This window comes from Bacteroides sp. 1001136B_160425_E2, from assembly GCF_015559655.1.
Taxonomy (GTDB): domain Bacteria; phylum Bacteroidota; class Bacteroidia; order Bacteroidales; family Bacteroidaceae; genus Bacteroides; species Bacteroides luhongzhouii.
This window is the reverse complement of record NZ_JADMQH010000001.1, coordinates 401,887-424,459: the sequence shown is the minus strand read 5'-3', so window position 1 is coordinate 424,459 and position 22,573 is coordinate 401,887. Positions and strand designations below refer to the sequence as shown.

Annotated in this window: 29 protein-coding genes; 19 read left to right on the top strand and 10 right to left on the bottom strand. The window is 39.0% G+C overall.

Annotated features, from left to right (window positions below):
* Positions 1 to 40: 40 nt before the first annotated feature.
* Entirely contained in the window at positions 41 to 1,270 is a 1,230-nt protein-coding gene (gene serB / locus I2I04_RS01655) for a phosphoserine phosphatase SerB (protein WP_143258566.1), read from the bottom strand.
* A 266-nt stretch (positions 1,271 to 1,536) separates the two neighbouring features.
* Between serB and I2I04_RS01650 the strand changes: the two genes are divergently transcribed.
* The gene (locus tag I2I04_RS01650) at positions 1,537 to 2,040 is read left to right on the top strand and encodes a thioredoxin family protein (RefSeq protein ID WP_143258565.1); all 504 of its coding nucleotides are present in this window, start codon (positions 1,537 to 1,539) and stop codon (positions 2,038 to 2,040) included.
* Between the two features lie 158 nt (positions 2,041 to 2,198).
* On the opposite strand, the gene I2I04_RS01645 is transcribed toward I2I04_RS01650, so the two are convergent.
* Genes I2I04_RS01645 through lon form a run of 3 tightly spaced genes read right to left on the bottom strand, consistent with a single transcriptional unit; the run spans position 2,199 to position 6,892 of the window.
* Entirely contained in the window at positions 2,199 to 3,296 is a 1,098-nt protein-coding gene (locus tag I2I04_RS01645; protein ID WP_049702750.1) for an LptF/LptG family permease, read from the bottom strand.
* A gap of 3 nt (positions 3,297 to 3,299) precedes the next feature.
* A complete protein-coding gene (gene tgt, locus I2I04_RS01640) occupies positions 3,300 to 4,430 on the bottom strand; it encodes a tRNA guanosine(34) transglycosylase Tgt (RefSeq protein WP_143258563.1) in 1,131 nt (376 codons plus the stop codon).
* Positions 4,427 to 6,892, bottom strand: coding sequence for an endopeptidase La (gene lon, locus I2I04_RS01635; protein WP_195654112.1), 2,466 nt, complete (start codon positions 6,890 to 6,892; stop codon positions 4,427 to 4,429). The genes tgt and lon overlap by 4 nt, the downstream gene beginning before the upstream one ends.
* 215 nt (positions 6,893 to 7,107) lie before the next feature.
* Between lon and I2I04_RS01630 the strand changes: the two genes are divergently transcribed.
* Positions 7,108 to 7,818 (top strand): tRNA1(Val) (adenine(37)-N6)-methyltransferase, encoded by a 711-nt coding sequence (locus I2I04_RS01630; RefSeq protein WP_143258561.1) that lies wholly within the window; start codon positions 7,108 to 7,110, stop codon positions 7,816 to 7,818.
* 63 nt (positions 7,819 to 7,881) lie between these two features.
* Here the strand turns inward: I2I04_RS01630 and I2I04_RS01625 are convergent, their stop codons facing one another.
* From I2I04_RS01625 to I2I04_RS01600, 6 genes are all read right to left on the bottom strand, one after another.
* Positions 7,882 to 8,250, bottom strand: coding sequence for a hypothetical protein (locus tag I2I04_RS01625; protein ID WP_008022415.1), 369 nt, complete (start codon positions 8,248 to 8,250; stop codon positions 7,882 to 7,884).
* Positions 8,251 to 8,510: 260 nt separating this feature from the next.
* On the bottom strand, positions 8,511 to 8,870 hold the full coding sequence (locus I2I04_RS01620; protein ID WP_195654111.1) for a membrane lipoprotein lipid attachment site-containing protein: 360 nt from the start codon (positions 8,868 to 8,870) through the stop codon (positions 8,511 to 8,513).
* A 411-nt stretch (positions 8,871 to 9,281) separates the two neighbouring features.
* Complete coding sequence (locus tag I2I04_RS01615) at positions 9,282 to 9,692, bottom strand: hypothetical protein (protein ID WP_049702751.1); 411 nt, start codon at positions 9,690 to 9,692, stop codon at positions 9,282 to 9,284.
* 273 nt (positions 9,693 to 9,965) lie between these two features.
* Complete coding sequence (locus tag I2I04_RS01610; protein ID WP_195654110.1) at positions 9,966 to 10,895, bottom strand: hypothetical protein; 930 nt, start codon at positions 10,893 to 10,895, stop codon at positions 9,966 to 9,968.
* Between the two features lie 2 nt (positions 10,896 to 10,897).
* A complete protein-coding gene (locus tag I2I04_RS01605; protein ID WP_175353338.1) occupies positions 10,898 to 11,455 on the bottom strand; it encodes a DUF6932 family protein in 558 nt (185 codons plus the stop codon).
* A gap of 17 nt (positions 11,456 to 11,472) precedes the next feature.
* Positions 11,473 to 12,153, bottom strand: a complete 681-nt coding sequence (locus I2I04_RS01600) for a helix-turn-helix transcriptional regulator (RefSeq protein ID WP_195654109.1) — start codon at positions 12,151 to 12,153, stop codon at positions 11,473 to 11,475.
* 171 nt (positions 12,154 to 12,324) lie between these two features.
* Here I2I04_RS01600 and I2I04_RS01595 point away from each other — a divergent pair, with 171 nt between their 5' ends.
* The 17 genes from I2I04_RS01595 (at position 12,325) to I2I04_RS01515 (ending at position 22,416) form a co-directional block, all read left to right on the top strand.
* Positions 12,325 to 12,579, top strand: a complete 255-nt coding sequence (locus I2I04_RS01595) for a hypothetical protein (protein WP_008998702.1) — start codon at positions 12,325 to 12,327, stop codon at positions 12,577 to 12,579.
* A 9-nt stretch (positions 12,580 to 12,588) separates the two neighbouring features.
* Complete coding sequence (locus I2I04_RS01590; RefSeq protein ID WP_008998701.1) at positions 12,589 to 12,837, top strand: hypothetical protein; 249 nt, start codon at positions 12,589 to 12,591, stop codon at positions 12,835 to 12,837.
* Positions 12,838 to 12,904: 67 nt separating this feature from the next.
* Complete coding sequence (locus I2I04_RS01585) at positions 12,905 to 13,159, top strand: hypothetical protein (RefSeq protein ID WP_005681107.1); 255 nt, start codon at positions 12,905 to 12,907, stop codon at positions 13,157 to 13,159.
* Positions 13,143 to 13,508 carry a helix-turn-helix transcriptional regulator gene (locus I2I04_RS01580; protein ID WP_008998700.1) on the top strand — a complete coding sequence of 122 codons (366 nt, stop codon included), beginning with the start codon at positions 13,143 to 13,145 and terminating at the stop codon, positions 13,506 to 13,508. Before I2I04_RS01585 ends, I2I04_RS01580 begins: the two co-directional genes overlap by 17 nt.
* A gap of 103 nt (positions 13,509 to 13,611) precedes the next feature.
* Complete coding sequence (locus I2I04_RS01575; protein ID WP_005681105.1) at positions 13,612 to 13,914, top strand: hypothetical protein; 303 nt, start codon at positions 13,612 to 13,614, stop codon at positions 13,912 to 13,914.
* Positions 13,911 to 14,117 (top strand): hypothetical protein, encoded by a 207-nt coding sequence (locus I2I04_RS01570; protein ID WP_008998699.1) that lies wholly within the window; start codon positions 13,911 to 13,913, stop codon positions 14,115 to 14,117. The genes I2I04_RS01575 and I2I04_RS01570 overlap by 4 nt, the downstream gene beginning before the upstream one ends.
* Before the next feature lie 24 nt (positions 14,118 to 14,141).
* Positions 14,142 to 15,116: a recombinase RecT gene (locus I2I04_RS01565; protein WP_005681103.1), complete on the top strand. Its 975-nt coding sequence runs from the start codon at positions 14,142 to 14,144 to the stop codon at positions 15,114 to 15,116.
* Positions 15,117 to 15,144: 28 nt separating this feature from the next.
* The gene (locus I2I04_RS01560; protein WP_008998698.1) at positions 15,145 to 16,344 is read left to right on the top strand and encodes a hypothetical protein; all 1,200 of its coding nucleotides are present in this window, start codon (positions 15,145 to 15,147) and stop codon (positions 16,342 to 16,344) included.
* 2 nt (positions 16,345 to 16,346) lie between these two features.
* On the top strand, positions 16,347 to 17,006 hold the full coding sequence (locus I2I04_RS01555; RefSeq protein ID WP_008998697.1) for a hypothetical protein: 660 nt from the start codon (positions 16,347 to 16,349) through the stop codon (positions 17,004 to 17,006).
* Between the two features lie 22 nt (positions 17,007 to 17,028).
* Complete coding sequence (locus I2I04_RS01550) at positions 17,029 to 17,442, top strand: hypothetical protein (protein WP_008998696.1); 414 nt, start codon at positions 17,029 to 17,031, stop codon at positions 17,440 to 17,442.
* A 5-nt stretch (positions 17,443 to 17,447) separates the two neighbouring features.
* Positions 17,448 to 17,633 (top strand): hypothetical protein, encoded by a 186-nt coding sequence (locus I2I04_RS01545; RefSeq protein WP_005681099.1) that lies wholly within the window; start codon positions 17,448 to 17,450, stop codon positions 17,631 to 17,633.
* Positions 17,614 to 18,213, top strand: coding sequence for a hypothetical protein (locus I2I04_RS01540; RefSeq protein ID WP_008998695.1), 600 nt, complete (start codon positions 17,614 to 17,616; stop codon positions 18,211 to 18,213). Before I2I04_RS01545 ends, I2I04_RS01540 begins: the two co-directional genes overlap by 20 nt.
* Before the next feature lie 48 nt (positions 18,214 to 18,261).
* Positions 18,262 to 19,935 (top strand): DEAD/DEAH box helicase, encoded by a 1,674-nt coding sequence (locus tag I2I04_RS01535; RefSeq protein WP_118029609.1) that lies wholly within the window; start codon positions 18,262 to 18,264, stop codon positions 19,933 to 19,935.
* Between the two features lie 156 nt (positions 19,936 to 20,091).
* Positions 20,092 to 20,739: a DUF3560 domain-containing protein gene (locus I2I04_RS01530; RefSeq protein WP_008998693.1), complete on the top strand. Its 648-nt coding sequence runs from the start codon at positions 20,092 to 20,094 to the stop codon at positions 20,737 to 20,739.
* Positions 20,740 to 20,781: 42 nt separating this feature from the next.
* On the top strand, positions 20,782 to 21,537 hold the full coding sequence (locus I2I04_RS01525) for a DNA-methyltransferase (RefSeq protein ID WP_008998692.1): 756 nt from the start codon (positions 20,782 to 20,784) through the stop codon (positions 21,535 to 21,537).
* A gap of 237 nt (positions 21,538 to 21,774) precedes the next feature.
* Positions 21,775 to 21,972: a hypothetical protein gene (locus I2I04_RS01520; RefSeq protein WP_138301452.1), complete on the top strand. Its 198-nt coding sequence runs from the start codon at positions 21,775 to 21,777 to the stop codon at positions 21,970 to 21,972.
* Positions 21,973 to 22,002: 30 nt separating this feature from the next.
* Positions 22,003 to 22,416 (top strand): YopX family protein, encoded by a 414-nt coding sequence (locus tag I2I04_RS01515; RefSeq protein WP_008998690.1) that lies wholly within the window; start codon positions 22,003 to 22,005, stop codon positions 22,414 to 22,416.
* Positions 22,417 to 22,573 lie beyond the last annotated feature (157 nt).

Sequence of the window (22,573 nt, the reverse complement as noted above, 5' to 3'; positions counted from 1 at the left end):
TTTAATTTGTCAGCAAAGATAATCTATTTTTTTTGTCTAATTACATATTCAAGTAAGAATCTTTGAATCCGAGGAAGTAGAGCACTCCATCCAGTCCGATAGTGTTGATTGATTGTTTGGCATTGGCCACCACTTTGGGCTTGGCGTGGAAGGCGATCCCCAGTCCGGCAACCCCCAACATGGGGAGGTCGTTGGCTCCGTCTCCTACGGCGATGGTCTGTGCAATATCCACCTTTTCCACTTGTGCAATGAGGCGGAGCAGTTCGGCTTTCCGTTTTCCGTCTACTACATCCCCGAGGTAACGTCCGGTCAGTTTGCCGTCGATGATTTCCAGTTCGTTGGCATAGACATAATCTATACCGTATTTCTTTTGCAGGTATTGCCCGAAATAAGTGAATCCTCCCGATAGGATGGCAATCTTGTAACCGTACTTCTTCAATACATACATTAGTCGCTCTACGCCCTCTGTGATAGGCAAGCTCTCGGCTATTTCCTGCATTACCGATTCGTCCAACCCCTTCAATAGGGCTACACGACGGGTAAAGCTCTCTGTAAAGTCTATTTCTCCACGCATGGCGCTTTCCGTGATGGCTTTTACTTCGTCGCCTACACCGGCACGGATGGCCAATTCGTCAATTACCTCTGTCTCGATCAAGGTAGAGTCCATATCAAAACAAATCAGGCGGCGCATACGGCGGTACATATTATCCTGTTGGAAAGAAAAGTCCATTTCCAGTTCGCTGGCCAGCTTCATCAACTTCTCCTGCATGGCAATGCGGTCTTTCGGAGTACCTCTTACTGAAAATTCGATGCAAGCCCGGGTGCGTGTATCAGCCTGACATTCGTCCAACGGGATACGACCTGTCAGACGCTTGATTGCATCGATATTCATGCCCTGTTCGGCTAATATGCTTGTAGCGGCAGAAATCTGGCGGGCGGAGAGTTTGCGTCCCAATACCGTCAGGATATAGCGGTTTTTCCCTTGCATGCTTACCCAGTTGTCATATTGTTCGGTAGTGATAGGTTCAAACCGGATGGTCACTCCCAGTGAAGAAGCTTTAAACAGGAGTTCCTTCATGATGAATCCGGAGTGTCTTTCTTCACTCTTGAACAGAATCCCCAACGATAATGTATTATGAATATCTGCCTGGCCGATATCAAGAACCGTAGCATCATATTTGGCAAGGATTTCAGTCACAGAAGCAGTCAGTCCCGGGCGATCTTCGCCGGTAACTCGAATCAGAATCAATTCAGTATTTGATGGTTGCATAAAAAATAGACTTTAACTCTGCAAAAGTAGAGAAAAAAGTTCGTTTTTATGCTAAATAACATAAAAAGTTATAGCCGAAAAGTGATATTTTTGCTTATTTGCTTGGAAGTTAATTTAATATTTACTTACCTTTGCACCCGGTTTCAAAAATAAAGGCTCTGATAATCAGCGGATTCCTCTTCGCCTGATGCCTGAAAAGACAACGTTTCGGGAAGAAACCACTGTTTAAGGACAGTCCCGGATAGTATTAACTAAAACCGAATTACATGAAGCATGTAAAATGGATTTTTGTTGTATTACTGATTTGTTCCTTGACCGCTTTCGTAGAGAAAGACAAACCTACCGGAGGTTTGAGTGAGGGCGACGTAGCCCCTGATTTTAAAATCGAATCTACGTCAAATGAGCAACCCGCCTTTAAATTGAGAAATTTGAAAGGTAAATATGTGTTGCTAAGTTTTTGGGCAAGTTATGACGCGCAGTCCCGGATGCAAAACGTAAGTTTAAGCAATGCGCTTCGTTCTTCTCATAATGTGGAAATGGTTTCTGTTTCATTTGACGAATATCAGTCAATATTTAAGGAAACCGTTCGTAAGGATCAAATAGTTACGCCCACTTGTTTCGTGGAAACAGAAGGCGAGGATTCCGGATTATTTAAGAAGTACCGTTTAAATCGGGGATTCACTAACTATTTATTAGATGGAAATGGTGTAATTATAGCCAAAAACATCTCTGCTGCAGATCTTTCTGCTTATGTAAAAGAAATCGGTTAACGATTTTAAGAATGTAAGGAGAAAGAGGGATTTTCCGGATCACCGTCAGGTGAAAACAATGGAGAATAGACAAAAGAGGAAATGGATACAACAAAAAAGTTCCGCCTACACTTGCATTAGCAGGAATAGGCGGAACTTCTTATTTTTATATCTTTCTTTTATTTGGGCGCTTTCTGATACAGGAAGAACGCGATGCCTGCATACAGGATATTAGGAATCCAGACTGCAATGGCAGGAGGCACATTGCCGTTCACGGCAAAGGTGGAAGTAATCGTCTGGAACAGGATATAAGAGAAACTTAACCCTAGTCCGATACCCAGATGGAGCCCCATACCGCCTTTTGTTTTCCGGGATGAAAGCGACACACCGATAATGGTAAGGATGAAAGAGGCGAACGACATGGCAATTCGTTTGTGATATTCAATCTCAAACTCCTTGATATTGGCAAATCCTCTTCGCTTCTGTTTCGCGATATAGTCACTCAACTGGGGACTGGTCAACATTTCCTGCTGATTTTTCATGATAAGAAAGTCAGAAGGCTCCATGTTGATGATAGAGTCGATCCGGTCACCCTTGGTGATTTTCTCTTTCAAACCGTCCAGCTCGCGTATCATATAATCGTGAATCGTCCATTTATGAACGGTGGTGGTATCGTAAGTGATGCGCCGTGCGGTCAGATGCGAAACCATCTTCTTGTCGACGAATTTATCCAATGAAAAACGGTTACCGGTTTTCATGGCGTTGTTATAGTTGTCGATATAGGCAATAACCCCGCTATCTACCTCTAGCTGTACATTGCTTACCGAGTTTTGTTTCTTGGGTTTGATATACCGGTCTTCAAAGTTCAGACGCGTCACGCTTCCTTTAGGAATCACGTACGAACTTAGCGTGAAGGTAGTCAGTGCAATGATAGCGGCCGAAATCATATAAGGACGCATCATCCTCTTAAAGCTCATACCGGTGGAGAACATAGCGATGATTTCAGAGTTCTCTGCCAGCTTGGAGGTAAAGAAAATAACAGCAATGAATACGAACAGCGGACTGAACAGATTGGAGAAATAGGGGATAAAGTTCATGTAGTATTCAAAGATGATCTTATCCCAAGGAGCTTCATGCTCCATCAATTTATCCATCTTTTCGTTGAAGTCGAATACCACTGCAATAGAAATGATCAATGCAATAGCAAATACGTATGTCCCCAAGAACTTCTTGATGATATACCAGTCCAGCCGTTTTATAAATCGATTGCTTTTCATTTCTTATAATCTAGTTGATACTCTTTTGACCATCATCGGTTTCCAGGTCGAGAAATCTCCGGCGATAATATGCTTTCTTGCTTCTCCTGCCAGCCACAGATAGAATGCCAGGTTGTGTATCGAGGCAATTTGCATGGCCAGTAGCTCTTGCGCATGGAAAAGATGGCGCAAATAAGCCTTGCTGTACAACGTATCTACGCTTGAAGCACCGTCGGCTTCGATGGGAGAGAAGTCGGTTTCCCATTTCTTGTTTCGCATATTGATAATACCATCCTTGGTGAACAACATGCCATTTCGTCCGTTTCGTGTAGGCATAACGCAGTCGAACATATCCACGCCACGCTCTATTCCTTCAAGAATATTGACAGGAGTTCCGACGCCCATCAGGTAGCGGGGTTTGTCTTTGGGAAGTATTTCATTGACAATCTCAATCATTTCATACATCTTGTCTACCGGTTCGCCTACTGCCAAACCGCCAATAGCGTTTCCGTCGGCGCCTTTGGACGCAATAAACTCTGCTGATTGCTTGCGCAGGTCGGGATAGACACAACCTTGCACGATAGGGAAGAGAGCCTGGTTGTAACCATATTTAGGTTCCGTCTCGTTAAAACGTTGTATACAACGGTCGAGCCATCTGTGTGTCAAACCTAATGACTTTTTGGCATACTCATAATTCGAGTCACCGGGAGGACATTCGTCAAAAGCCATCATAATGTCCGCGCCGATGGTGCGTTCTATGTCCATCACCTTTTCCGGAGTGAAGACGTGCTTGCTTCCATCGATATGCGAACGAAATTCGGCTCCTTCTTCACGCAGTTTTCTGATTCCGGCTAAAGAGAATACTTGGAAACCACCGCTGTCAGTCAGCATCGGGCGGTCGAAACCATTAAAACGGTGCAGTCCGCCTGCTTTCTCGATTACGTCCAGCCCCGGACGCAAATAGAGGTGATAGGTATTGCCCAGAATAATCTGTGCCTGAATATCCTCTTTCAATTCGGTCAGATGTACTCCCTTAACCGTGCCCAGTGTGCCCACCGGCATAAAAATTGGTGTTTGTATCTGCCCGTGGTCTGTGGTAATCAGACCTGCACGGGCATTACTTTTAGTATCTGTATATTGTAACTCAAATGTCATTCCTGGCTGGGTTTCTTAACAGATAAATCAATAGCATCCGCCACTTTCTCATTGGTCAGCGCGATGGCAAATACTTCTTTTATATCGTTCACATAGTGGAAAGTCAGTCCTTTCAGATAAATCTCCTGAATCTCATCTATGTTTTTTTTGTTCTCGGCACTCATGATGATTTCCTTGATTCCGGCGCGCTTGGCTGCCAATATCTTCTCTTTGATGCCACCCACGGGAAGCACTTTGCCACGAAGGGTAATTTCGCCTGTCATGGCAATGTTGGCTTTCACTTTTCTTTGAGTTAGGGCAGAAGCTAGGGAGGTAGCCATCGTGATACCTGCCGACGGGCCGTCTTTCGGAATTGCGCCTTCCGGAACGTGGATATGGATATTCCAGTTGTCGAAGATATCCTCGTCCAGATTCAGGATAGAAGCGTGTGCCTTGATATATTCAAGTGCCAGCATGGCAGACTCTTTCATCACATCTCCCAGGTTACCGGTCAGTGTGAGACGTCCGCCCTTGCCACGGCTCAAGCTCGTTTCTACAAATAAGATTTCGCCTCCGACGGCTGTCCATGCCAATCCGGTGACTACGCCTGCGTAATCATTTCCCTGATACTTGTCACGTGTATATTCCGGTGCTCCCAGGAAGTCATACAAATCCGACGGTTTGATTTCTGTTTTGGTGAAATGACCGTCCGTGGCATATTGACGGGCTGATTTACGAAGGATTTTACCAATCTTCTTTTCCAGTTCACGAACGCCGCTCTCACGGGTATATGACTCGATGATAGCTTCCAGCGTATCTTTGGGAAGCTTGATATCTGTCTTTTTAAGTCCGTTGGCTTCCAGCTCTTTGGGAACCAGATGCTTGCGGGCTATCTCTACTTTCTCTTCCGTGATATATCCGCTAACCTCAATTAATTCCATACGGTCGAGCAATGGGCCGGGGATTGTATTCAGGTTGTTGGCTGTTGCGATAAACAATACCTTTGAGAGGTCGTAATCTACATCCAGAAAGTTGTCGTGGAAAGAAGTATTCTGTTCCGGGTCAAGCACTTCCAGCAATGCGGAAGAGGGATCTCCCTGACGGTCGGCACTGACCTTGTCTATTTCATCCAAGATGAAGACAGGGTTGGATGCACCGGCTTTAATCAAGCTTTTGATGATTCGTCCGGGCATGGCACCGATATAAGTTTTCCGATGGCCGCGGATTTCAGCTTCATCATGCACGCCGCCCAAGGACATACGTACATATTTCCGTTTGAGCGCAGACGCAATGGATTTTCCGAGAGATGTTTTACCTACTCCCGGAGGGCCATATAAGCAAATAATCGGTGATTTCATATCACCTTTCAGCTTTAATACAGCCAAATGTTCCAAAATGCGTTCTTTCACTTTCTCCAGTCCGTAATGGTCTTTGTTCAACGTCTTTTCTGCGTTTTTAAGGTTCAGATTGTCAGTTGTATACGTACCCCATGGAAGATTGAGCATGGTTTGCAGATAATTAAGCTGTACGCTGTAATCCGGAGATTGCGGATGGGTGCGTTCCAGTTTAGCCAGTTCTTTCATGAATGTTTCCCTGACTTCTGCGTTCCAACGCATTTTTTCTGCCTTTTGGCGCATTTCTTCCATTTCCTGCTCCTGGCCGCCGCCACCCAGTTCATCCTGGATAGTCTTGATTTGCTGTTGCAGGAAATATTCGCGTTGCTGCTGGTCGATATCTTCGCGGGCACGCATTTGGATGGATGCCTTGATTTCTGCCAACTGCACTTCGCGGTTCAGGATTTCCAGTAAATGATATGTGCGTTCACGCAATGAGTGGATGCTCAACAAGTCCATCTTCTCGTCTTTCTTGAACGGCAGGTTCGAGCAGATGAAATTGATCAGGAACGTCGGACTATTGATATTCTTAATAGCAAATGACGAATCCTGATGCATCACGTCTGACGATTTGATATATCTCATAGTCAAGTCCTTGCAGGTTTCTACCAGGGCTTGAAACTCTTTATCGTCTTTGCTTGGAATGTCTTCTTCCAGAAGTTCTATTTCACCTTTCAGGTACGGATGGGTTTCGATAATGTTTATCAGGTTCAGACGTTTCATTCCCTGAAGGATGACAGTTGTTGTCTGATCGGGCATTTCCAATATCCTCACAATTCGTCCTACGGTACCGATATTGTGTAAATCGTCCAGTTTCGGATCTTCTGTATGTGCCGATCTCTGGCATACTACGGCAATATCTTTATGTTTCTTGTCAGCGTCGCGTATGAGTTTCAGAGAAGACTTACGGCCCACTGTGATTGGTAGGAATACTCCAGGAAACAATACCATGTTGCGTAGGGGGAGTACCGGAAGAATTTCACCAGATTTCACATTTACATCAAATGCCTGTTCATCGTTCCCATCATAGTCAGTGATTAGCGAGAAGCCGTTTTCGCTTCCATCTTCCAATAAATATCTTTCTTTCATCTTTTCGTTTTAATTTAGTTTATGTCATACTGATATGCATAAATCGTTTGCAAAGTTAATTGATTCTCTCTAATAATAAAGCACTGCGCAGAATAAAAACACAAAAACAATGCCAAAATATCGGTTTGTAGAGGGAGTATTCCATAATTATTATTTATTTTTGGCGATTTGCAATAAAATAGTAGAATAAAACAGCTTTAAGACAAACGGATAAAATGTCGAATCCTTATTTTCAATTTAAGCAATTTACAGTGTGGCACGATCAATGTGCTATGAAAGTCGGTACGGATGGGGTGCTTTTGGGAGCTTGGGCTTCAGTTGAGGGTGCGCGCCGGATATTGGATATTGGTACGGGGACGGGGTTGGTGGCTTTAATGTTGGCTCAACGCAGTTTGCCGGACGCAAAGATTGTGGCATTGGAGATAGACGAGGCGGCTGCCGGACAGGCCAGGGAAAATGTGGTTCGTTCTCCTTGGCGGGAGCGGGTAGAGGTGGTGCAGGCTGACTTTAAGAAATACCGGTCTTCGGATAAATTTGACGTGATTGTTTCAAATCCTCCTTATTTTGTCGATTCTCTGGAGTGTCCGGATCGGCAGAGGGCTACGGCCCGTCACAATGATTCATTGACTTATGGCGATTTGTTGGAAGGAGTTAGTGAGTTGTTAGCGGACGACGGACTTTTTACGGTGGTCATTCCGTCAGATGTGGCCGATCGGGTAAAGGAGATTGCGTTTGCGAAGAAGTTGTATGCGGTTCGTCAACTTCATGTGATTACTAAACCCGGCGGTGTCTCAAAACGTACGCTGATTACCTTTTCTTTTTCCGTTCAGGAGTGTGTGGTAGAAGAATTGTTGACGGAATTGGCACGTCATCAGTATAGCGAGGAATATATAGCGTTGACGCGGGAGTATTATTTGAATATGTGATATGGATATATGTAAAAAATAAGGCTGATACTCGTTATGTCAGCCTTATTTTTTCTCTATTGTTTAAAGTAGATACATCTTCGGTTCTTCGTATTTATTAAAGTCAGGAGCTGGCTTATCTATTTTCTTGAAGATACGGGTATATTTTTCTTTTATTTTTATATAATTATCGATCCAATCTTCATAAGATTCAGATGATTTAGAAAGCAAAGCTACTTCCTGTAGAAAAGCTTCATTTGCCAATCTTTCTGTTTCTTCCAAGTTGCCTTTTATATAAGAAACACAAGCATCGGAAAGAAAGTCTTTATTATCTATTTTCTTCCAAATACGTTTGACGTTATTAGTCATTCCCCAAACTTTAAAGAAAAGGATGATTTGCAGTATTCCAAATGCAATGATCACTATGCCTGTGAATTGTATTAATCCTTCCATGATTTATTGTTTTGTTTTTGGTAAGCGATCATAAAGCAAATGAAAATCAAAGTCCATGCTATGAAGATGATAATGGATTGGATGTAATATGTCGGATACAAATAATCGGGGCGATTCATTATGATCATTTGGACAAACGAATAAAGGTGGCATAATAGAATTAGTCCTGATCCTATGCTGCCCAATAAAAAAGCTGTTTTCATAAATATTATTTTTTGTGTTATACTATTAATTCTAAGCATTTTTAAGTTTGGAAGTAGTTAGTATTCTAATTTTTCGTAAGTACCAGATTCCTCACCATTTTCAATTTTGAGTTTATTATTTGATATTTTACAGTCCAAATAATATGGTGACTTACCTTTTGGGAATACATCATAGATGTAAATCTTACTATCTTCGACTTTGTATTTGAACGTTTGGAAAGAAATGGGATCTGCATTGCTATAAATTCCAAAAGAGCCTTTGTCATCGTTTCCGAAATTTAAAAACTTATGCGAGCCTTTAATGCCTGTCGACCAATTACCCACGATATTGTTTTCGTTAAGCTCGATCCAGTTATCATCTTTGCTACAGCTAGTTAAGATCAGAATAGCAAAAAGTGTAAATAAAATGTTTTTCATAATAATAATTTATAAGTTGTTTTGTTTTAGCTTGTTTAGTTGTTTCTTCGATGGCTTTTGGAGTTTTTGAATAAAAAGAAAACGCTGATAGCCAAGTTTGCAACTTAATTATCAGCGTTTTCTTTTTCGTCGGGGTAGCGGGATTCGAACCCACGACCCCCTGCTCCCAAAGCGGCGTGATAATAAAGGATATTCAGCTACATATCAGTCAATTATAATGATGCGAGCTAACCATTTCAAAGATAGTTCAAAGAACGCTATTTTGAGGGCCTTATTTTAGCCCTTTCTAACTCATAATTCAAGAGAGCAATTTCTTGCTTTTGGGCGCTGTTTTCTCGCAGTACTTTCCGGAGCTGCTGCCGGAGCGAAGCGATTATTTTGTCTTTATCTTCCATATATTTATTAGTTGGTTTATCCGGTTATTTTTTGTCGTCCGGCTACTTGCACTTTCTTGTTTTCTTTATTATCTATACAAGGAAAAACAATAGGTATACTAAATCTTATATTTGTAGCTGACTTAGCTTGTCCTTCAATTTTGGTATTACTACCGAATCCCCAAGCACCAAAAGTAACTCCAAAGCCAACTTTTCCACCTTCACCGGACATATTAGCCAATGATACCTCGAATTCAATATTCTGAACACTGTATAATTTTCCTTCTATTTCTACATTGTTCTTACTGTTACTTTTTCGAGGACTTACAATAGCCCCACTGGTTTCAACTCTTTTTTGAGCAGCTGTTATACCATCAACGATTTGGGAAATTGCTTCCTCTACAAACTCCTTGAGTTCTATTACCTTTGGGGTATTCTCTGGTTCCATTTATATATTAAATTAAAAGTTATGTTTAAAAAGTTACTTTACAATTATCGTATGCGTAAACTACGCAAATATTATATTGATTATACAATGAAACATTCATCTAATTCCATTAATGCATTTTGCTATGAACGAGATGACGGTGGACTAGATGAGGTTGCCATTAGGTATATTGAAAATATATGTAATTATATTGTAAAAGGTATCCAATAGGATGCCTTTTAGTGTATTCTACTTTTTCATTAACTAGACTACTAATTTTTATCTGATACTAGTCTATTTTCCTATTTCTTTTTGAATATCAATTAACTCATAACTAGTACTTTCCCTTCCATCTTTAAAAGTAAAATTGCGCTCAAGAATCATCATGGTACAATTTTCATTAGAATATCTTCTAATATATTCTACAATCATATCCTCATCAATATCTTCACTTATTTTACCATGTTTTATGTTGCCATCTTCATCCAAAAATTCAAATTTACCAGATTCAACAAATGCTCCTTTGAAAACACCATTTATTCTTATGTTGTTTTCTTGACAATGTGTTGATGTAGTCCTTGCGTACCCTGTCATATTATCATCTACACTTAATTCCACATAATGGCTACCCGATTCCATTTTTAGCATACTATTTTCTGACGCTAACTCCTTGAAGAAATCTTTTAAATAAGTAAACATTCTGCTAGGATGATTGGAAACTAGTTTCTCATACTGTTCTTGGTCAGTAGCTGTAGCTTGAATAATATCCATGACTTCCTTAATAGAATTAGCTGCGTAATCTTCTGCAAAAAGGTCTTCATTATTCATTAAAGAGAGTTCAAAACCAAATGAACCTTGAGGTAAACCTGTTAGAAACATTTCTCCCATTTTAGTTTTCCCCAGTTTACCTCTTTTTCCTATACGTTCTTCTCCATAGGCATCATAAACTATTTGGGTCTTTATCATACCTTGTATCGAACTCATTGTTTTGCTAGCAAATGAAGACTTTATTCCCATAGAACCCAAAACTGCATTTCCCGCAAATAGTAAACTAATCTTTGCTTCTACAGAATGTTCTTCTAATTCCTTTAGTTGTCTTTTTATATCTTCTATACGATTTTCTAAGGATACTTTCATTAATAGACTATCCTTAGAAACTTCTAATAATTGTTGTGTTTCAGTTAATTGCCACTGAAGCCACTCTTTTTTTGAATGATTTCCCATAATCATAGTGAATTTAAAAAGTTTAAGGCTTCATTATCTGAATCAAGGGTATTGTACAATGGTAACTCAATCATACCTTTCCATACCCCAGCCCTATTATGACTAAACAATTGAATCCAATATTTGGTCATTTGGACAGTCATTAAAGGATTCTGGTCAAATATCACAAGATAGTGGTCTACATGATATTGGCTTTTTGAAAGAGAGGGAGATGCAAATGCTGGAAATTTAATAATTATATCTTGCTCGAGTTGAGGAGATATTTGTGATATAAAACTCACCACATCAATATCATGTGGAGCTCTTTTTTCTGACGCTTCAATATTCTCTGTAAAACTCCCATCAATCCATTGGAATCCATTTACAATATTCTTTTTACATGCCTCTAATCTAAAATAGATAAATCCTTTTAAAATCTCTATTCTTTCAGATGATGTAGCAAACTTTTTACAGAATTCCATAATATCTGTTTTATATGGTGATATTTTACTAGTATCTGTGGGATTCCCTAAATGAGGAGGGAGCACGTTGTTATAATTAAAATCAGGAATTGAAGCCATAATATTTGTGCTTTATATTATAATATTTTGTTTGTGATTACTCCCTTAACGAGAAATACCCGGAGTATCTTAGCTTTGTCTATTACCATCTCATCGAACTCTTCTAGGTTCTTTGGGACTAAGCGCCACTTGTTGGGATTATCCTTGCAGTTACGGATATACTTCACAGTTCTGTATTCGTCTGTTATAATAAGGTATGCCTCTCCAGGAAGAACACTATCTAAACTGACTTCCTTAATGGCTATAATAGAACCATCATTTATGTCTGGAATCATAGAACGTCCATAAGCTGGTACCGCACAATCACAATTCTGAAATGCAGGTATATGCAAATAGTAATTAGGAATATTAGTCTGATCGTTGGGAAGTTCATCATATCCCATAGTAACATCAACGTCAAAATAAGGTATTCCTTTTATATTTGAAGCTTTGTCAATATCTACATTAGTAATATGTGTTTTTTGAGGATATATCATTTCACCTTTCTCTTCGGTTATCCAAACTTTGTTTATATTTCTATCGAGCGAACATAAACGTTCTACGAAATCATTAGGTAATGGAACCCTTCCATTTATCACTTGAGAAAATGATGACTTATTTGAGTAGCCTAATAGCTTACCTACTTCTTCTTGGTTATCTGCAATACGTTGTCCAATTAACCACTTTATTGCGAGTTTTATCCTCTCGTTTACTGTCATACAAACTTAATTTATATTAAAAACTAAACAATGTTTATATATAAAGTTGTTTTCTATATAAACAAAATTTATATTTGCACTATAAAGTTAACGCAAAACAATGATAACGCCAAAATAAAAGGGCAATAAAGTTAACAAAATAGATTATTTACTCTAAATCGATATATAGATATGGTAAAGACAGAAAAAATAAAATTAGTGGTTTACAAAGAACATACGCTTGGGTATATTCTACCAGAATTGCCTGATTCAGTTCAAATACTACATTCTTCACCTCTGAAAGGAGCTATTGGTACAACCAATTTGCAGAACAATTTCCAGATCAACAATCCGAATGAAATCAGACTAGCAAGCGAGAGTGATTTTGATGCGTTTGGAATTTCGTTTGATGGATATAAAAATTCACCTGATTACATTTATAAATAAAATAAGAAAATGAAGACAATTCTAGAAGTTTCATTACAGGAAGCAAGTAAGGCAAAGGATGCAATTAGATATAGTTTGCTGCGTACAGAACTGAACCAAACAAGTACCAATGTTTGGGAACTACCAACTTATGATATGAATGATGGATATGAGTGTGATGGTGACGAAGAACTGAAAGATGAAATTCGTGAACTGTTTTCTTCTTTCGGAATTGCAGAAGAAGAGTATTCATTCACTGACAAAGAAACGGAAGAATAAGCTATATAATCCCGGACGGGTTTGACCGCCTTTCCGGGAACTAGAAACTATAAATATAATAATGTATATGGAAAATCAATTAGAAACTATCAAAGCAAATCTGCCTTACGGATACGAAAAGCAGATAGCGAAAGAAGTAGGATGCTCACAGGGTACAGTGCACAATATCCTTAATAATAAGCCGGCTTCTGCTCGCTCAACCTACAAAGCAAAAGTATTGAATGTCGCTGTAAGAATGGCTAATGAAGCCTTGGAAGCTACTAAAGGAGTCTCCAAAGCTGCCGCCGAACTAGAGACTTTGCATCATGGAACTGCAAGCTGACGCTAAACTAACGAAGCGCGAAAATCAGATTGCTGGCCTCGCTTTTTGTGGTAAAGCAAAGAAAGAGATTGCGGATCTCTTGAATATTGCATACGGGACGGTAAACGTAATACTGGATAGAGCTTACAAAAAGACAGGAACAAGTAAACTGAATGAATTAGGCAGTTGGTGGGCTAATAGAGCATTTGCTCTAAATATTGATTTCCAGCAATTGCAGAAAACAATCGTAGCTCTTTCGTTTCTTGGAATTATTGCCTTTCAGATTGCATTTGACTGCAACAACGATCTTAACCGGAGTCGACGGGCAAGAATACGAAGAAATAAAATAGAAGAAGTATATGAACTCTAATCAATATTAATCAGGCAGCATAGCATAGAGATGCAGATGTGTTTCAGTAATAAAATCAGCTCAACACCATTCAAAAGTATAGGAAACAGCCTAATTAGAGATTATGGAAAATTGCTTCGAAATGATGGTCGCCCGATGCATTAAAATTGGGACGGTGCAAACGCTTACGATGCTGGGACTACTCCCCGAAGTAGTAACAATATCACAAGCGGAAGAAATATACGGAAAACGCCTAATAAAAGAGTGGCGCGAAAAAGCCTGGATTAAGTTTTATCCGGCAAATAATAAGGAAAGAGGAAAATATTATGTGAAACGATCCGAATTGGAAACAGCCAGTGCAATGATGGATTTGCATAATAAAGTTCCAGATAACATTATCAAACAACTAATGCAGATCGCTGTATGAGATATATACCGAAATCATCAGAAGTATTACAGGCTCTGCAAGACAGTATCGGAAAGCAGATTGCAGAAAGAGAAGAACAGAAAAAGAACTATGTTCCTACTCCTGTAGAGATTAAACCTGATAAAAATATAAGCATAGAGCCCACGGCCGAAGATATTCTTTTAATGGAGGAATATAGACGTGGAGTATATCAAGGAGATTAATAAAACGCTAATATTTAAACAATTATGAGTAAAATTATTGAAGTAAAAGTGGAAGAGCTAAATGCGCTTCCAGCAACGAAAATTGTCGAAAGTGAAAATGTACAGGCAAAATTCGTTCAAATGTACAATGCTATCTGGGGAACAGATAAAGGTGAGCAAATGTATCATAAAGAAGTATTCAACTTTCAAAAACTTCTCCGTGATAATCCTGATTTGGCAGATTCGACAAAGATGTCTCTATATGGCTGTTTTCTTGATATAGCAGTCAACGGTCTTACACTAGATCAAACAGGACATCCACTTTGCTATATACTTAGCAGAAGCAGTAAAACCGGACACAAGAATGCACAAGGATATGATATTTATGAAAAACGTGCCTATGTTTCAGTTACCGGGTATGGCGAACTGACAATGCGTATGCGTGCCGGGCAAATCAAGTATGCGGATAATCCAGTCGTTGTATATGAGGGAGATCATTTTAAAGCATCCTTAGTTAATGGTATAAAGAATATCGAGTATGAAGCACAATGTCCCCGTACTTCAACCAAAGTTATTGCTGCATTCATTCGTATTGTACGAAATGACAACTCGGTAGATTATCAATGGTTAATGGAAGGTGATATCGAACGATTGAAACATTATAGTGAAAAAGCAAATTCGAAGTGGAACGATCAAACTAAAAGACGTGAATTGGGTAAAGCCAATGCACTCTATACTTCGAATAATGGCAGCATTGATCCTGGGTTCCTTGAGAATAAGATGATCAAACATGCGTTTGATGCTTATCCAAAAGTGCGTACAGGTAAGTTTACTATTATGGATTCGGATCAAGAAGAGGAAGAAATTATCGACTATGGCTTGGTGGATGAAGATAAGGTTAATGAACCCGTTCAGGCTGTGGATAATCCTAATATTCCTTTCGGTGAAGAAAAACAACTGGAAGCTCCAGAACCTGTACAGGTGCCAGTCTCCGATGATGATGAAGACGGTGGATTCTAATACTTACTAACCGATTAAAATAAATAATATGGCAACAGAGTTAATCAAAATAGACGAAGCAAAAAATATTCTGTCATCTTTTCCAGATATAATGGGGAAGAATACAAATTCTGTCAAAAAGTGTAATGAAGCTGGGCAAGCTCTCCTTGACACTATCGAAGGAGAAGGTATGAATGAAACAATAGATCAGGCTACAGCCGACTACTTGAAAAAGGTTAGCGTAACACTCAAAAATATGGATGAACGTCGTAAACCTATTACGCAGATATTTGATAGAATACGTTCCTTTTTCACCTCCCAAGAAAAACAAATTGATCCTAAGGATCCTTCAACAATTCCCGGAAAGCTTGTGATAAAGCGCAATGAGTATGCCAAGTTTAAATACGAAGAAGAACAGAAAAGAAAGAGAGAAGCGGAACAGAGAGCTAGAATTGAAACAGAGAAAGCAAACTATCGACAGATAATAGGGGATAGCCTTCTTTCTTATTTCAACCAATATCTTTCAAGTAAAGTTTCTGAATTGCAGGGAATATTTTCCAACTTGACTTATGAAAACTTCGATCGTGAAGTTATAGGAATCACAGTTTTTCAGACCGATTATCCCAAATCTCATTTTGATAAGTTTAGTGCGGATTCTGCGACTTACTATATTAGTCAAGAAACAAAACAGGAGATTCGCCGAGAAGTTCTAGAGGGCAAATATGAGCAATACGCTCAACAGTATAAGGCAAAGATTGTAAGCGTTAAGCAAGACCTTACCGACCGTGTTCCCTCTAAACGCAAGGAACTTGCAGAACTGGAACAACTTCGTCTCGCTAATGCAGAGGAAGCTGCCAAAGCGGAAGAATTGCGTAAACAACGTGAAAAAGAAGCTGCAGCCAAAAGAATGGAAGAGTTGAAAAAGGAGGAAGAAGCAGCAAAACAAGAGGCTGCACTGAAGGCACAACAAAGCTCTATTGGTAGTCTTTTTATGGAAGCTGCCGCTTCTATTGCTCCTCCACCGACTAACGCCAAGGTGAAAGAAAAGATTGTTGTACTTCATCAGCAGGGATATTTAGAAATATTCCAGATGTGGTGGATAAACGAAGGTCAAACATTGCCTGTTGAAGAACTGGAGAAAATCTTTAAAAAGATGATTACTTATTGCGAGAAGCAGGCGAACGGTAAAGATCAAAAGCATATCGAATCAAAATTCATCCGATATGAAGCAGATGTAAAAGCCAAATAGCCATGTCAAATCCTGATTCATATTACTCTCGTCCGGAGGTCAGCAATTCAGATCTGACAGAGCTTAAGAACTATCTTTATCCCCGTGCTCAATACGGGGATAAAGAGAAGGCATTCAAGTTTGGAACTCTTGTAGATGCTCTTATTACAGAAAACGAGCGTGTAAGATATGACAAGTTAATGGTAGACGATTACGTGTATACGAAAGACGAATTTGAACTAGGGCTTGAAATGCGTAAGGCTCTCCGGAAAGAAGCAGAAAAGGATCAATTTCTAGCTGTCGTTTTAGCACAGTCCGATACACAAAAGTTTATGGTTAATAAACAACAAGAGTTCTTTTATGGGAACTTTGTTTATCATCTTGATACACGGTGTAAATGGGATTGGTGGTTGTCTTCTTTCAACTTTGGAGGTGATTTAAAAACGACCTTCGCAGAGTCCCAAACACAATTTGATGAAGCGATAGATTTCTTTGACTGGGACCGGTCCCGGGCATGGTATATGGATATAGCCGGTAGCAAACAAGATTTTATTTATGCTATCAGCAAGAAGAATTGTAGAATCTTCAAGCATTTTATCACCGACCGGAAACACCCTTCATACATCAGAGGAAAAGAGAAATACGAGGACCTTGCTTTTAAGTGGTGGCAATTAATGGTCTGATTATATTTTACCATAAAACAATATGAATTTACTTATTACATCAAAAGAACAAATATTGGCCGAATTAACCAATATAGATTCATTCCTTAATATAACTATGAGCGAAGATGTAGCAGAAGCTGTACAACGCGGTAATGATTTAGCTGTATATGTTGCCCGCTCTGGAAAATTGCTCGCAGATTCAAAATATTGGCTCAATGAGGCAATGAAATCCGAGGTCATGCAGACGCTTGTAGACACGGCAAAAAGTGCGAAAGCAACAGCGACAGCGATAAATGCTCTAGTCAATTCTTTATGTCGGGAAGAGAGATACTTAGTTGATTGGTGCGAACGTTGCAATCGGACGGCAACACATCAATTATCGTGGTGTGTAACTGTAATAAGTAAAGCTAAGGCAGAAATGCAAATGTCCGGAATGTTTAACAACAAAAAGTAATTATCATGAAAAATCTAAGAAGAGTCACAATCGGAATATCCGTTATCGGCCTGTTTACGGCATTATCTTTCTCTCAAAGAGAAGATGCTACAACTAGAGAAATAACTACGGCTGCCGTAATGGGAGTTGTATCAACGTTTAGTATTATCACTTTATCAACTAAAGAAGATTATGGAACAAGCAAAAAATGAAATCAAGAAAGCGATTATTAAAAAGGACCGCTTGAATGTAGTGTACAATGAACGTTTTTCGGAAGCAAACTATACGAATGTAATTAGCAAGAACTGCGATCAGATCATTCATAGTGACTTAAGAGAGACATTTAATCGTCTTAAATTACATCTTGTCGTATTATGCGAACAGCCGGAAGCTGCCAATATTAATAAGGATAGTTTTACGTCTCCTGGCTATTCAGAGATTCTTGAAAATTACATCATAACCGGCTATGCAAACGATAGTGTCGACAGTGTTTCTGGAATTACTATTATGGGAGCTAAATTACTTCAGTCTGGCAAGGTTGTTGATCTGAAAATCTTCGTTCCTCTTCTTGATGCAGACTATCCTTACTATGAAGAATTGAGCATTGATGCGGCAGCTTGTGATGCGGAAGTTGAGAGTTATCTGTTTGAAGAGAAATGGGGAGTCAGACAGGAACGTCTTGATTTTGATACAGACGAACCGGAAGAAGCCGTTATAATTGAAGATAAACCTAAAAAAAGAGGGCGAAAGAAGCAAATAGAAGCTCCAGCTCCTTTAGATGCAACTGCATAACACCAATCACTATAGGGGGATAATTCCCCCTACAAAATACTCTAAATCATGAATATCGAATTAAAAGGAGATAATTTTGAATTATCTTTCAAATATAAACCTTCTATCGTAGATCGGATCAGGCAGATTCCTGGAAGACGTTTTGACGGTACCCGAAAAGTTTGGATTATTCCGACTAGGAGTAGAGTTGATCTTGAAAGGATGATTTATCAAATACAGCAATTTGAGAATATAAACTGGCTTAGTGGCAATGAAAAAAGGGAAGAAGAAGCTGTTTACGATATTCCGGAACTTCCGGAGCTGGTCATTCCTCATAATCTTAAAATTCAACCTTATCCTTATCAACTTAAAGGCATTGCTCGAGGATTAGAATTAAAACGGTTTATGAACTGTGATGAACCGGGACTCGGTAAGACATTGCAGAGTATTGCAACAATTAATATCGCTGGTGCTTTTCCTTGTCTTGTTATTTGTCCTTCTTCATTAAAAATAAACTGGATGCGTGAATGGGAGAAGTTTACGGACAAAAAAGCAATGATCTTAACTGATAAAGTACGTGATACTTGGACTTTTTTCTTTCAAACAGGAATGCATCAGGTATTTATAGTCAATTATGAGTCTTTAAAAAAGTACTTTGTACAACGTATAAAGAAGTCCGAAGGCTGGACGCTACGAGATGTAGAATTTAGAAACTCAATCAACTTATTCAAATCAGTTATCATTGATGAGAGTCATCGTTGTAAATCTGCATCTACCCAGCAGGCTAAATTCTGTAAAGGGATATGCACCGGCAAAGAATGGATTATCGAATTGACGGGAACCCCAGTTGTCAACAGGCCAAAAGACCTGATTCCACAGCTAGCAATATTGAATCGTATGGAAGATTTTGGAGGTTATAAGCCTTTTGTTAACCGATACTGTTCAGGTCAAAGAGAAGCGTCAAATTTGAAAGAATTAAATTTCAACCTATGGAAATACTGTATGTTTCGACGTGAAAAGTCACTAGTTCTTACAGATCTTCCGGATAAAATACGTCAAGTAAACACATGTGAAATTACTAATCGTAAGGAGTACGTAGATGCCGAACGTGACCTTATTATGTATCTACAGAAATATAAGGATGCCGACGATGAAAAGATTGAAAAGGCTTTGCGTGGTGAAGTCATGGTACGTATCAATATTCTTCGGCAGATCTCCGCACGTGGAAAAGTACGCGATGTTATTGAATTTGTGAAAGACTTCCGGGAGAATGGAAAGAAAATAATCCTCTTTTGTTCTCTTCATGAGGTTGTAGACCAACTGAAACGTTACTTTCCCACTGCTGTGTCAGTTACCGGAAGAGATTCCCAAGATGTTAAGCAAAGAGCGGTTGATGCCTTCCAGAATAATCCTAAGACAGATATAATTATTTGCTCTATTAAAGCGGCTGGAGTTGGCTTAACGCTTACTGCATCAAGTAATGTCGCTTTTGTTGAGTTCCCTTGGACATACGCCGATTGTTGTCAGTGCGAAGACCGGGCACACCGTATCGGGCAAAAGGACTCTGTTACCTGTTACTATTTTCTTGGCCGTCGGACGATAGATGAGAAGGTTTATCGAATCATCCAGGAGAAAAAGAATATAGCTAATGCTGTAACCGGATCTACGGAAGACATTGAGGAAAATATCGTCGATATGGTTGCACGAATATTTGATACAGATTATGATGATGAGGGGTTTTAAAATGGAGCCACAACAGAAAATAGACCGGCTAAAAAAAGCGGGCTACCAAGTTCAAGAGAAAGGTAACAAGATTCGTGTTACCAAAGGATCATTAATAATCAATGGAACAATTAACCAAGTACACAAAGAAGTTTTTAATCAATAATTATAGGCACTATGAATACGTATAGTAAATATGTACCAAATGTTTTTCTTGCAAAATGTAGTGAAAAACATGAAAAAGGAGAAGTAATCGAGGTTACAACCAAGTATGGAAAAGAAAATGAATGTATTGTTTTCAACCTCATTTACGAACGTGATGGATTCTATTATTACTCGATCGTACGGGCTGATGGATTTAATGTACAAGAGTGGGCTAAACAAAGGGCTGAACGTCGTCATGAATGGGCTACATCTGCTGTACAGAAAAGCAGTGAATACTACAACAAGTCCAATAAAGATAAGGATTTTCTTTCTCTAGGTGAACCTATCAAAGTGGGACATCATAGCGAGAAGCGACACAGAAAAGCGATAGATGATGCATGGAACAATATGGGTAAAAGTGTTCAGTTTGACGAAAAAGCAGCCGAGCACGAAAGGATAGCTAAATATTGGGAACAACGTGCAAATACAATCAATTTATCCATGCCGGAGAGTATCGATTTCTACGAGCATAAACTTGAAGTTGCTCAAAAATATCACGAAGCCGTTAAATCGGGAAAGTGCCCGCGTAGTCATTCTTATGCTCTTACTTATGCAAAGAAAGAAGTAAATGAATTACAAAAGAAATACGAACTCGCAAAGACACTGTGGGGAGATGTTTAATCTGGTAGCCTTTGGGCTACTATAATTCAAGCCAATTTAAATATGAAAGAAATAGAGTTATACAATGATCATTTCCAGAATTATAAAGTTTATGGAATTCCTAAAGCTCAACTAATTATAGCCGATGTCCCTTACAATTTAGGAAATAATGCTTATGCCTCTAATCCCTCATGGTATGTGGATGGTGATAATAAGAACGGAGAAAGCGATAAGGCGGGTAAAGAGTTCTTTGATACTGATAAGGATTTTAGACCTGCGGAATTTATGCATTTCTGTTCCCAGATGCTTGTAAAAGAGCCAAAGGATAAAGCTAAGGCGCCTTGTATGATAATCTTCTGTGAGTTTGAGGATCAGTTCCGGTATATTGAACTAGGTAAAAGATATGGGCTGAATAATTATATCAATCTTGTATTCCGGAAAGATTTTTCCGCACAGGTATTAAAAGCAAACATGAAAGTAGTAGGTAACTGTGAGTACGGTTTACTTTTTTATCGTGAAAAACTTCCAAAGTTCAACAATGATGGTCGGATGATATTCAACTGCTTTGATTGGGTAAGAGACAATGATACACCTAAAATACATCCAACACAGAAGCCGGTTCCACTTCTTCGTAGGTTAATAGAGATATTTACTGATAAGGGTGATGTGGTAATTGATCCATGTGCCGGAAGTGGTTCTACCTTATTAGCTGCCGCCCAACTAGGACGCAGAGCATACGGATTCGAGATAAAGAAAAAGTTCTTTGCTGATGCGAATAAATTTGTATTGTCGCAAGTGCAGCAAGCACTATTTCAATAATTCAAGATAGAAATGAATAAGAATGAGATCAAACTTCAAAAGAATAATTCTAATCGTGATTGGAGCGATTTAGAATGGATTCAAGAGTTTCATTCCTTTTTGTAGGGTGATATTCCAGAAGGAATTTCTTTAGGTGATGAGTATAAAGTTAAACTTACTCCAGAGCAATCAAGTACTGTTATTTGGTATCTACAAGAACACTTCCCCATACTACCGGATTCGATAGAAATGTGTGACGTGTGTAAGAGATTGTATGATAGTTATTCCGAAGGTTGTCATTACGAGATTGAGGGAAAGAACTTTTGTGGAGCATGTGAAGATGAAAGTGAGGCTACATATTGCGATAATTGTATGTCTGATATGTGGAAATCAGAGGGTAGAGATGAAGATACAGGGCTTTATCTCTGCAAGAAATGCAAGGAGAATAAGAAGTAATTGACGAATAACATAAAGATAGTAATGAATATGAGAACAATAAAATTCAGAGGTAAAAACTTATATAATAACGAATGGATATTTGGTGACTTGATTCAGTACGAAAGTGGTGAAATGGCTATTTTCAGCAAGAAACTTTCCCAATATGGATGCGAAGCTACTGAAATGTTTAATAGAAGTAAGGTAGAAACTACAACTGTGGGACAATTCACAGGCTTATTCGACAAGAACGGAAAAGAAATCTATGAAGGGGATATTCTTCACACTATTACATTTGGTTTTGAACCAGAAGAATATACAGCTATTATCCTATATGATAATTGTCGTTTTCAACTTTCTAATGGTCGAAATTTATTCTATTTCGGGCAATCTGATCTTACAAAAATGGATGATACTATCGTGATTGGTAATATCTATGATAATCCCGAATTAATTATCCCATAACAAGAAAAATATGAGCAGAATCCAATTACATAAGTCCATCCAGCACGTTACAACAGCTAATGGCAAATTAAGTGATAAGACAATAAAGTTAATTAATATAATGGCAAAGAAAGCGTATGGAAGTAAATGATATAATGCAGCATATTGATGAATTGCT

What these genes read in the sequence shown, in the direction of transcription:
- serB (WP_143258566.1), bottom strand. Translation starts at nt 1,270, where the DNA reads ATGCAACCATCAAATACTGAATTGATTCTGATTCGAGTTACCGGCGAA.
- I2I04_RS01650 (WP_143258565.1), top strand. Translation starts at nt 1,537, where the DNA reads ATGAAGCATGTAAAATGGATTTTTGTTGTATTACTGATTTGTTCCTTG.
- I2I04_RS01645 (WP_049702750.1), bottom strand. Translation starts at nt 3,296, where the DNA reads ATGAAAAGCAATCGATTTATAAAACGGCTGGACTGGTATATCATCAAG.
- tgt (WP_143258563.1), bottom strand. Translation starts at nt 4,430, where the DNA reads ATGACATTTGAGTTACAATATACAGATACTAAAAGTAATGCCCGTGCA.
- lon (WP_195654112.1), bottom strand. Translation starts at nt 6,892, where the DNA reads ATGAAAGAAAGATATTTATTGGAAGATGGAAGCGAAAACGGCTTCTCG.
- I2I04_RS01630 (WP_143258561.1), top strand. Translation starts at nt 7,108, where the DNA reads ATGTCGAATCCTTATTTTCAATTTAAGCAATTTACAGTGTGGCACGAT.
- I2I04_RS01625 (WP_008022415.1), bottom strand. Translation starts at nt 8,250, where the DNA reads ATGGAAGGATTAATACAATTCACAGGCATAGTGATCATTGCATTTGGA.
- I2I04_RS01620 (WP_195654111.1), bottom strand. Translation starts at nt 8,870, where the DNA reads ATGAAAAACATTTTATTTACACTTTTTGCTATTCTGATCTTAACTAGC.
- I2I04_RS01615 (WP_049702751.1), bottom strand. Translation starts at nt 9,692, where the DNA reads ATGGAACCAGAGAATACCCCAAAGGTAATAGAACTCAAGGAGTTTGTA.
- I2I04_RS01610 (WP_195654110.1), bottom strand. Translation starts at nt 10,895, where the DNA reads ATGGGAAATCATTCAAAAAAAGAGTGGCTTCAGTGGCAATTAACTGAA.
- I2I04_RS01605 (WP_175353338.1), bottom strand. Translation starts at nt 11,455, where the DNA reads ATGGCTTCAATTCCTGATTTTAATTATAACAACGTGCTCCCTCCTCAT.
- I2I04_RS01600 (WP_195654109.1), bottom strand. Translation starts at nt 12,153, where the DNA reads ATGACAGTAAACGAGAGGATAAAACTCGCAATAAAGTGGTTAATTGGA.
- I2I04_RS01595 (WP_008998702.1), top strand. Translation starts at nt 12,325, where the DNA reads ATGGTAAAGACAGAAAAAATAAAATTAGTGGTTTACAAAGAACATACG.
- I2I04_RS01590 (WP_008998701.1), top strand. Translation starts at nt 12,589, where the DNA reads ATGAAGACAATTCTAGAAGTTTCATTACAGGAAGCAAGTAAGGCAAAG.
- I2I04_RS01585 (WP_005681107.1), top strand. Translation starts at nt 12,905, where the DNA reads ATGGAAAATCAATTAGAAACTATCAAAGCAAATCTGCCTTACGGATAC.
- I2I04_RS01580 (WP_008998700.1), top strand. Translation starts at nt 13,143, where the DNA reads ATGGAACTGCAAGCTGACGCTAAACTAACGAAGCGCGAAAATCAGATT.
- I2I04_RS01575 (WP_005681105.1), top strand. Translation starts at nt 13,612, where the DNA reads ATGGAAAATTGCTTCGAAATGATGGTCGCCCGATGCATTAAAATTGGG.
- I2I04_RS01570 (WP_008998699.1), top strand. Translation starts at nt 13,911, where the DNA reads ATGAGATATATACCGAAATCATCAGAAGTATTACAGGCTCTGCAAGAC.
- I2I04_RS01565 (WP_005681103.1), top strand. Translation starts at nt 14,142, where the DNA reads ATGAGTAAAATTATTGAAGTAAAAGTGGAAGAGCTAAATGCGCTTCCA.
- I2I04_RS01560 (WP_008998698.1), top strand. Translation starts at nt 15,145, where the DNA reads ATGGCAACAGAGTTAATCAAAATAGACGAAGCAAAAAATATTCTGTCA.
- I2I04_RS01555 (WP_008998697.1), top strand. Translation starts at nt 16,347, where the DNA reads ATGTCAAATCCTGATTCATATTACTCTCGTCCGGAGGTCAGCAATTCA.
- I2I04_RS01550 (WP_008998696.1), top strand. Translation starts at nt 17,029, where the DNA reads ATGAATTTACTTATTACATCAAAAGAACAAATATTGGCCGAATTAACC.
- I2I04_RS01545 (WP_005681099.1), top strand. Translation starts at nt 17,448, where the DNA reads ATGAAAAATCTAAGAAGAGTCACAATCGGAATATCCGTTATCGGCCTG.
- I2I04_RS01540 (WP_008998695.1), top strand. Translation starts at nt 17,614, where the DNA reads ATGGAACAAGCAAAAAATGAAATCAAGAAAGCGATTATTAAAAAGGAC.
- I2I04_RS01535 (WP_118029609.1), top strand. Translation starts at nt 18,262, where the DNA reads ATGAATATCGAATTAAAAGGAGATAATTTTGAATTATCTTTCAAATAT.
- I2I04_RS01530 (WP_008998693.1), top strand. Translation starts at nt 20,092, where the DNA reads ATGAATACGTATAGTAAATATGTACCAAATGTTTTTCTTGCAAAATGT.
- I2I04_RS01525 (WP_008998692.1), top strand. Translation starts at nt 20,782, where the DNA reads ATGAAAGAAATAGAGTTATACAATGATCATTTCCAGAATTATAAAGTT.
- I2I04_RS01515 (WP_008998690.1), top strand. Translation starts at nt 22,003, where the DNA reads ATGAGAACAATAAAATTCAGAGGTAAAAACTTATATAATAACGAATGG.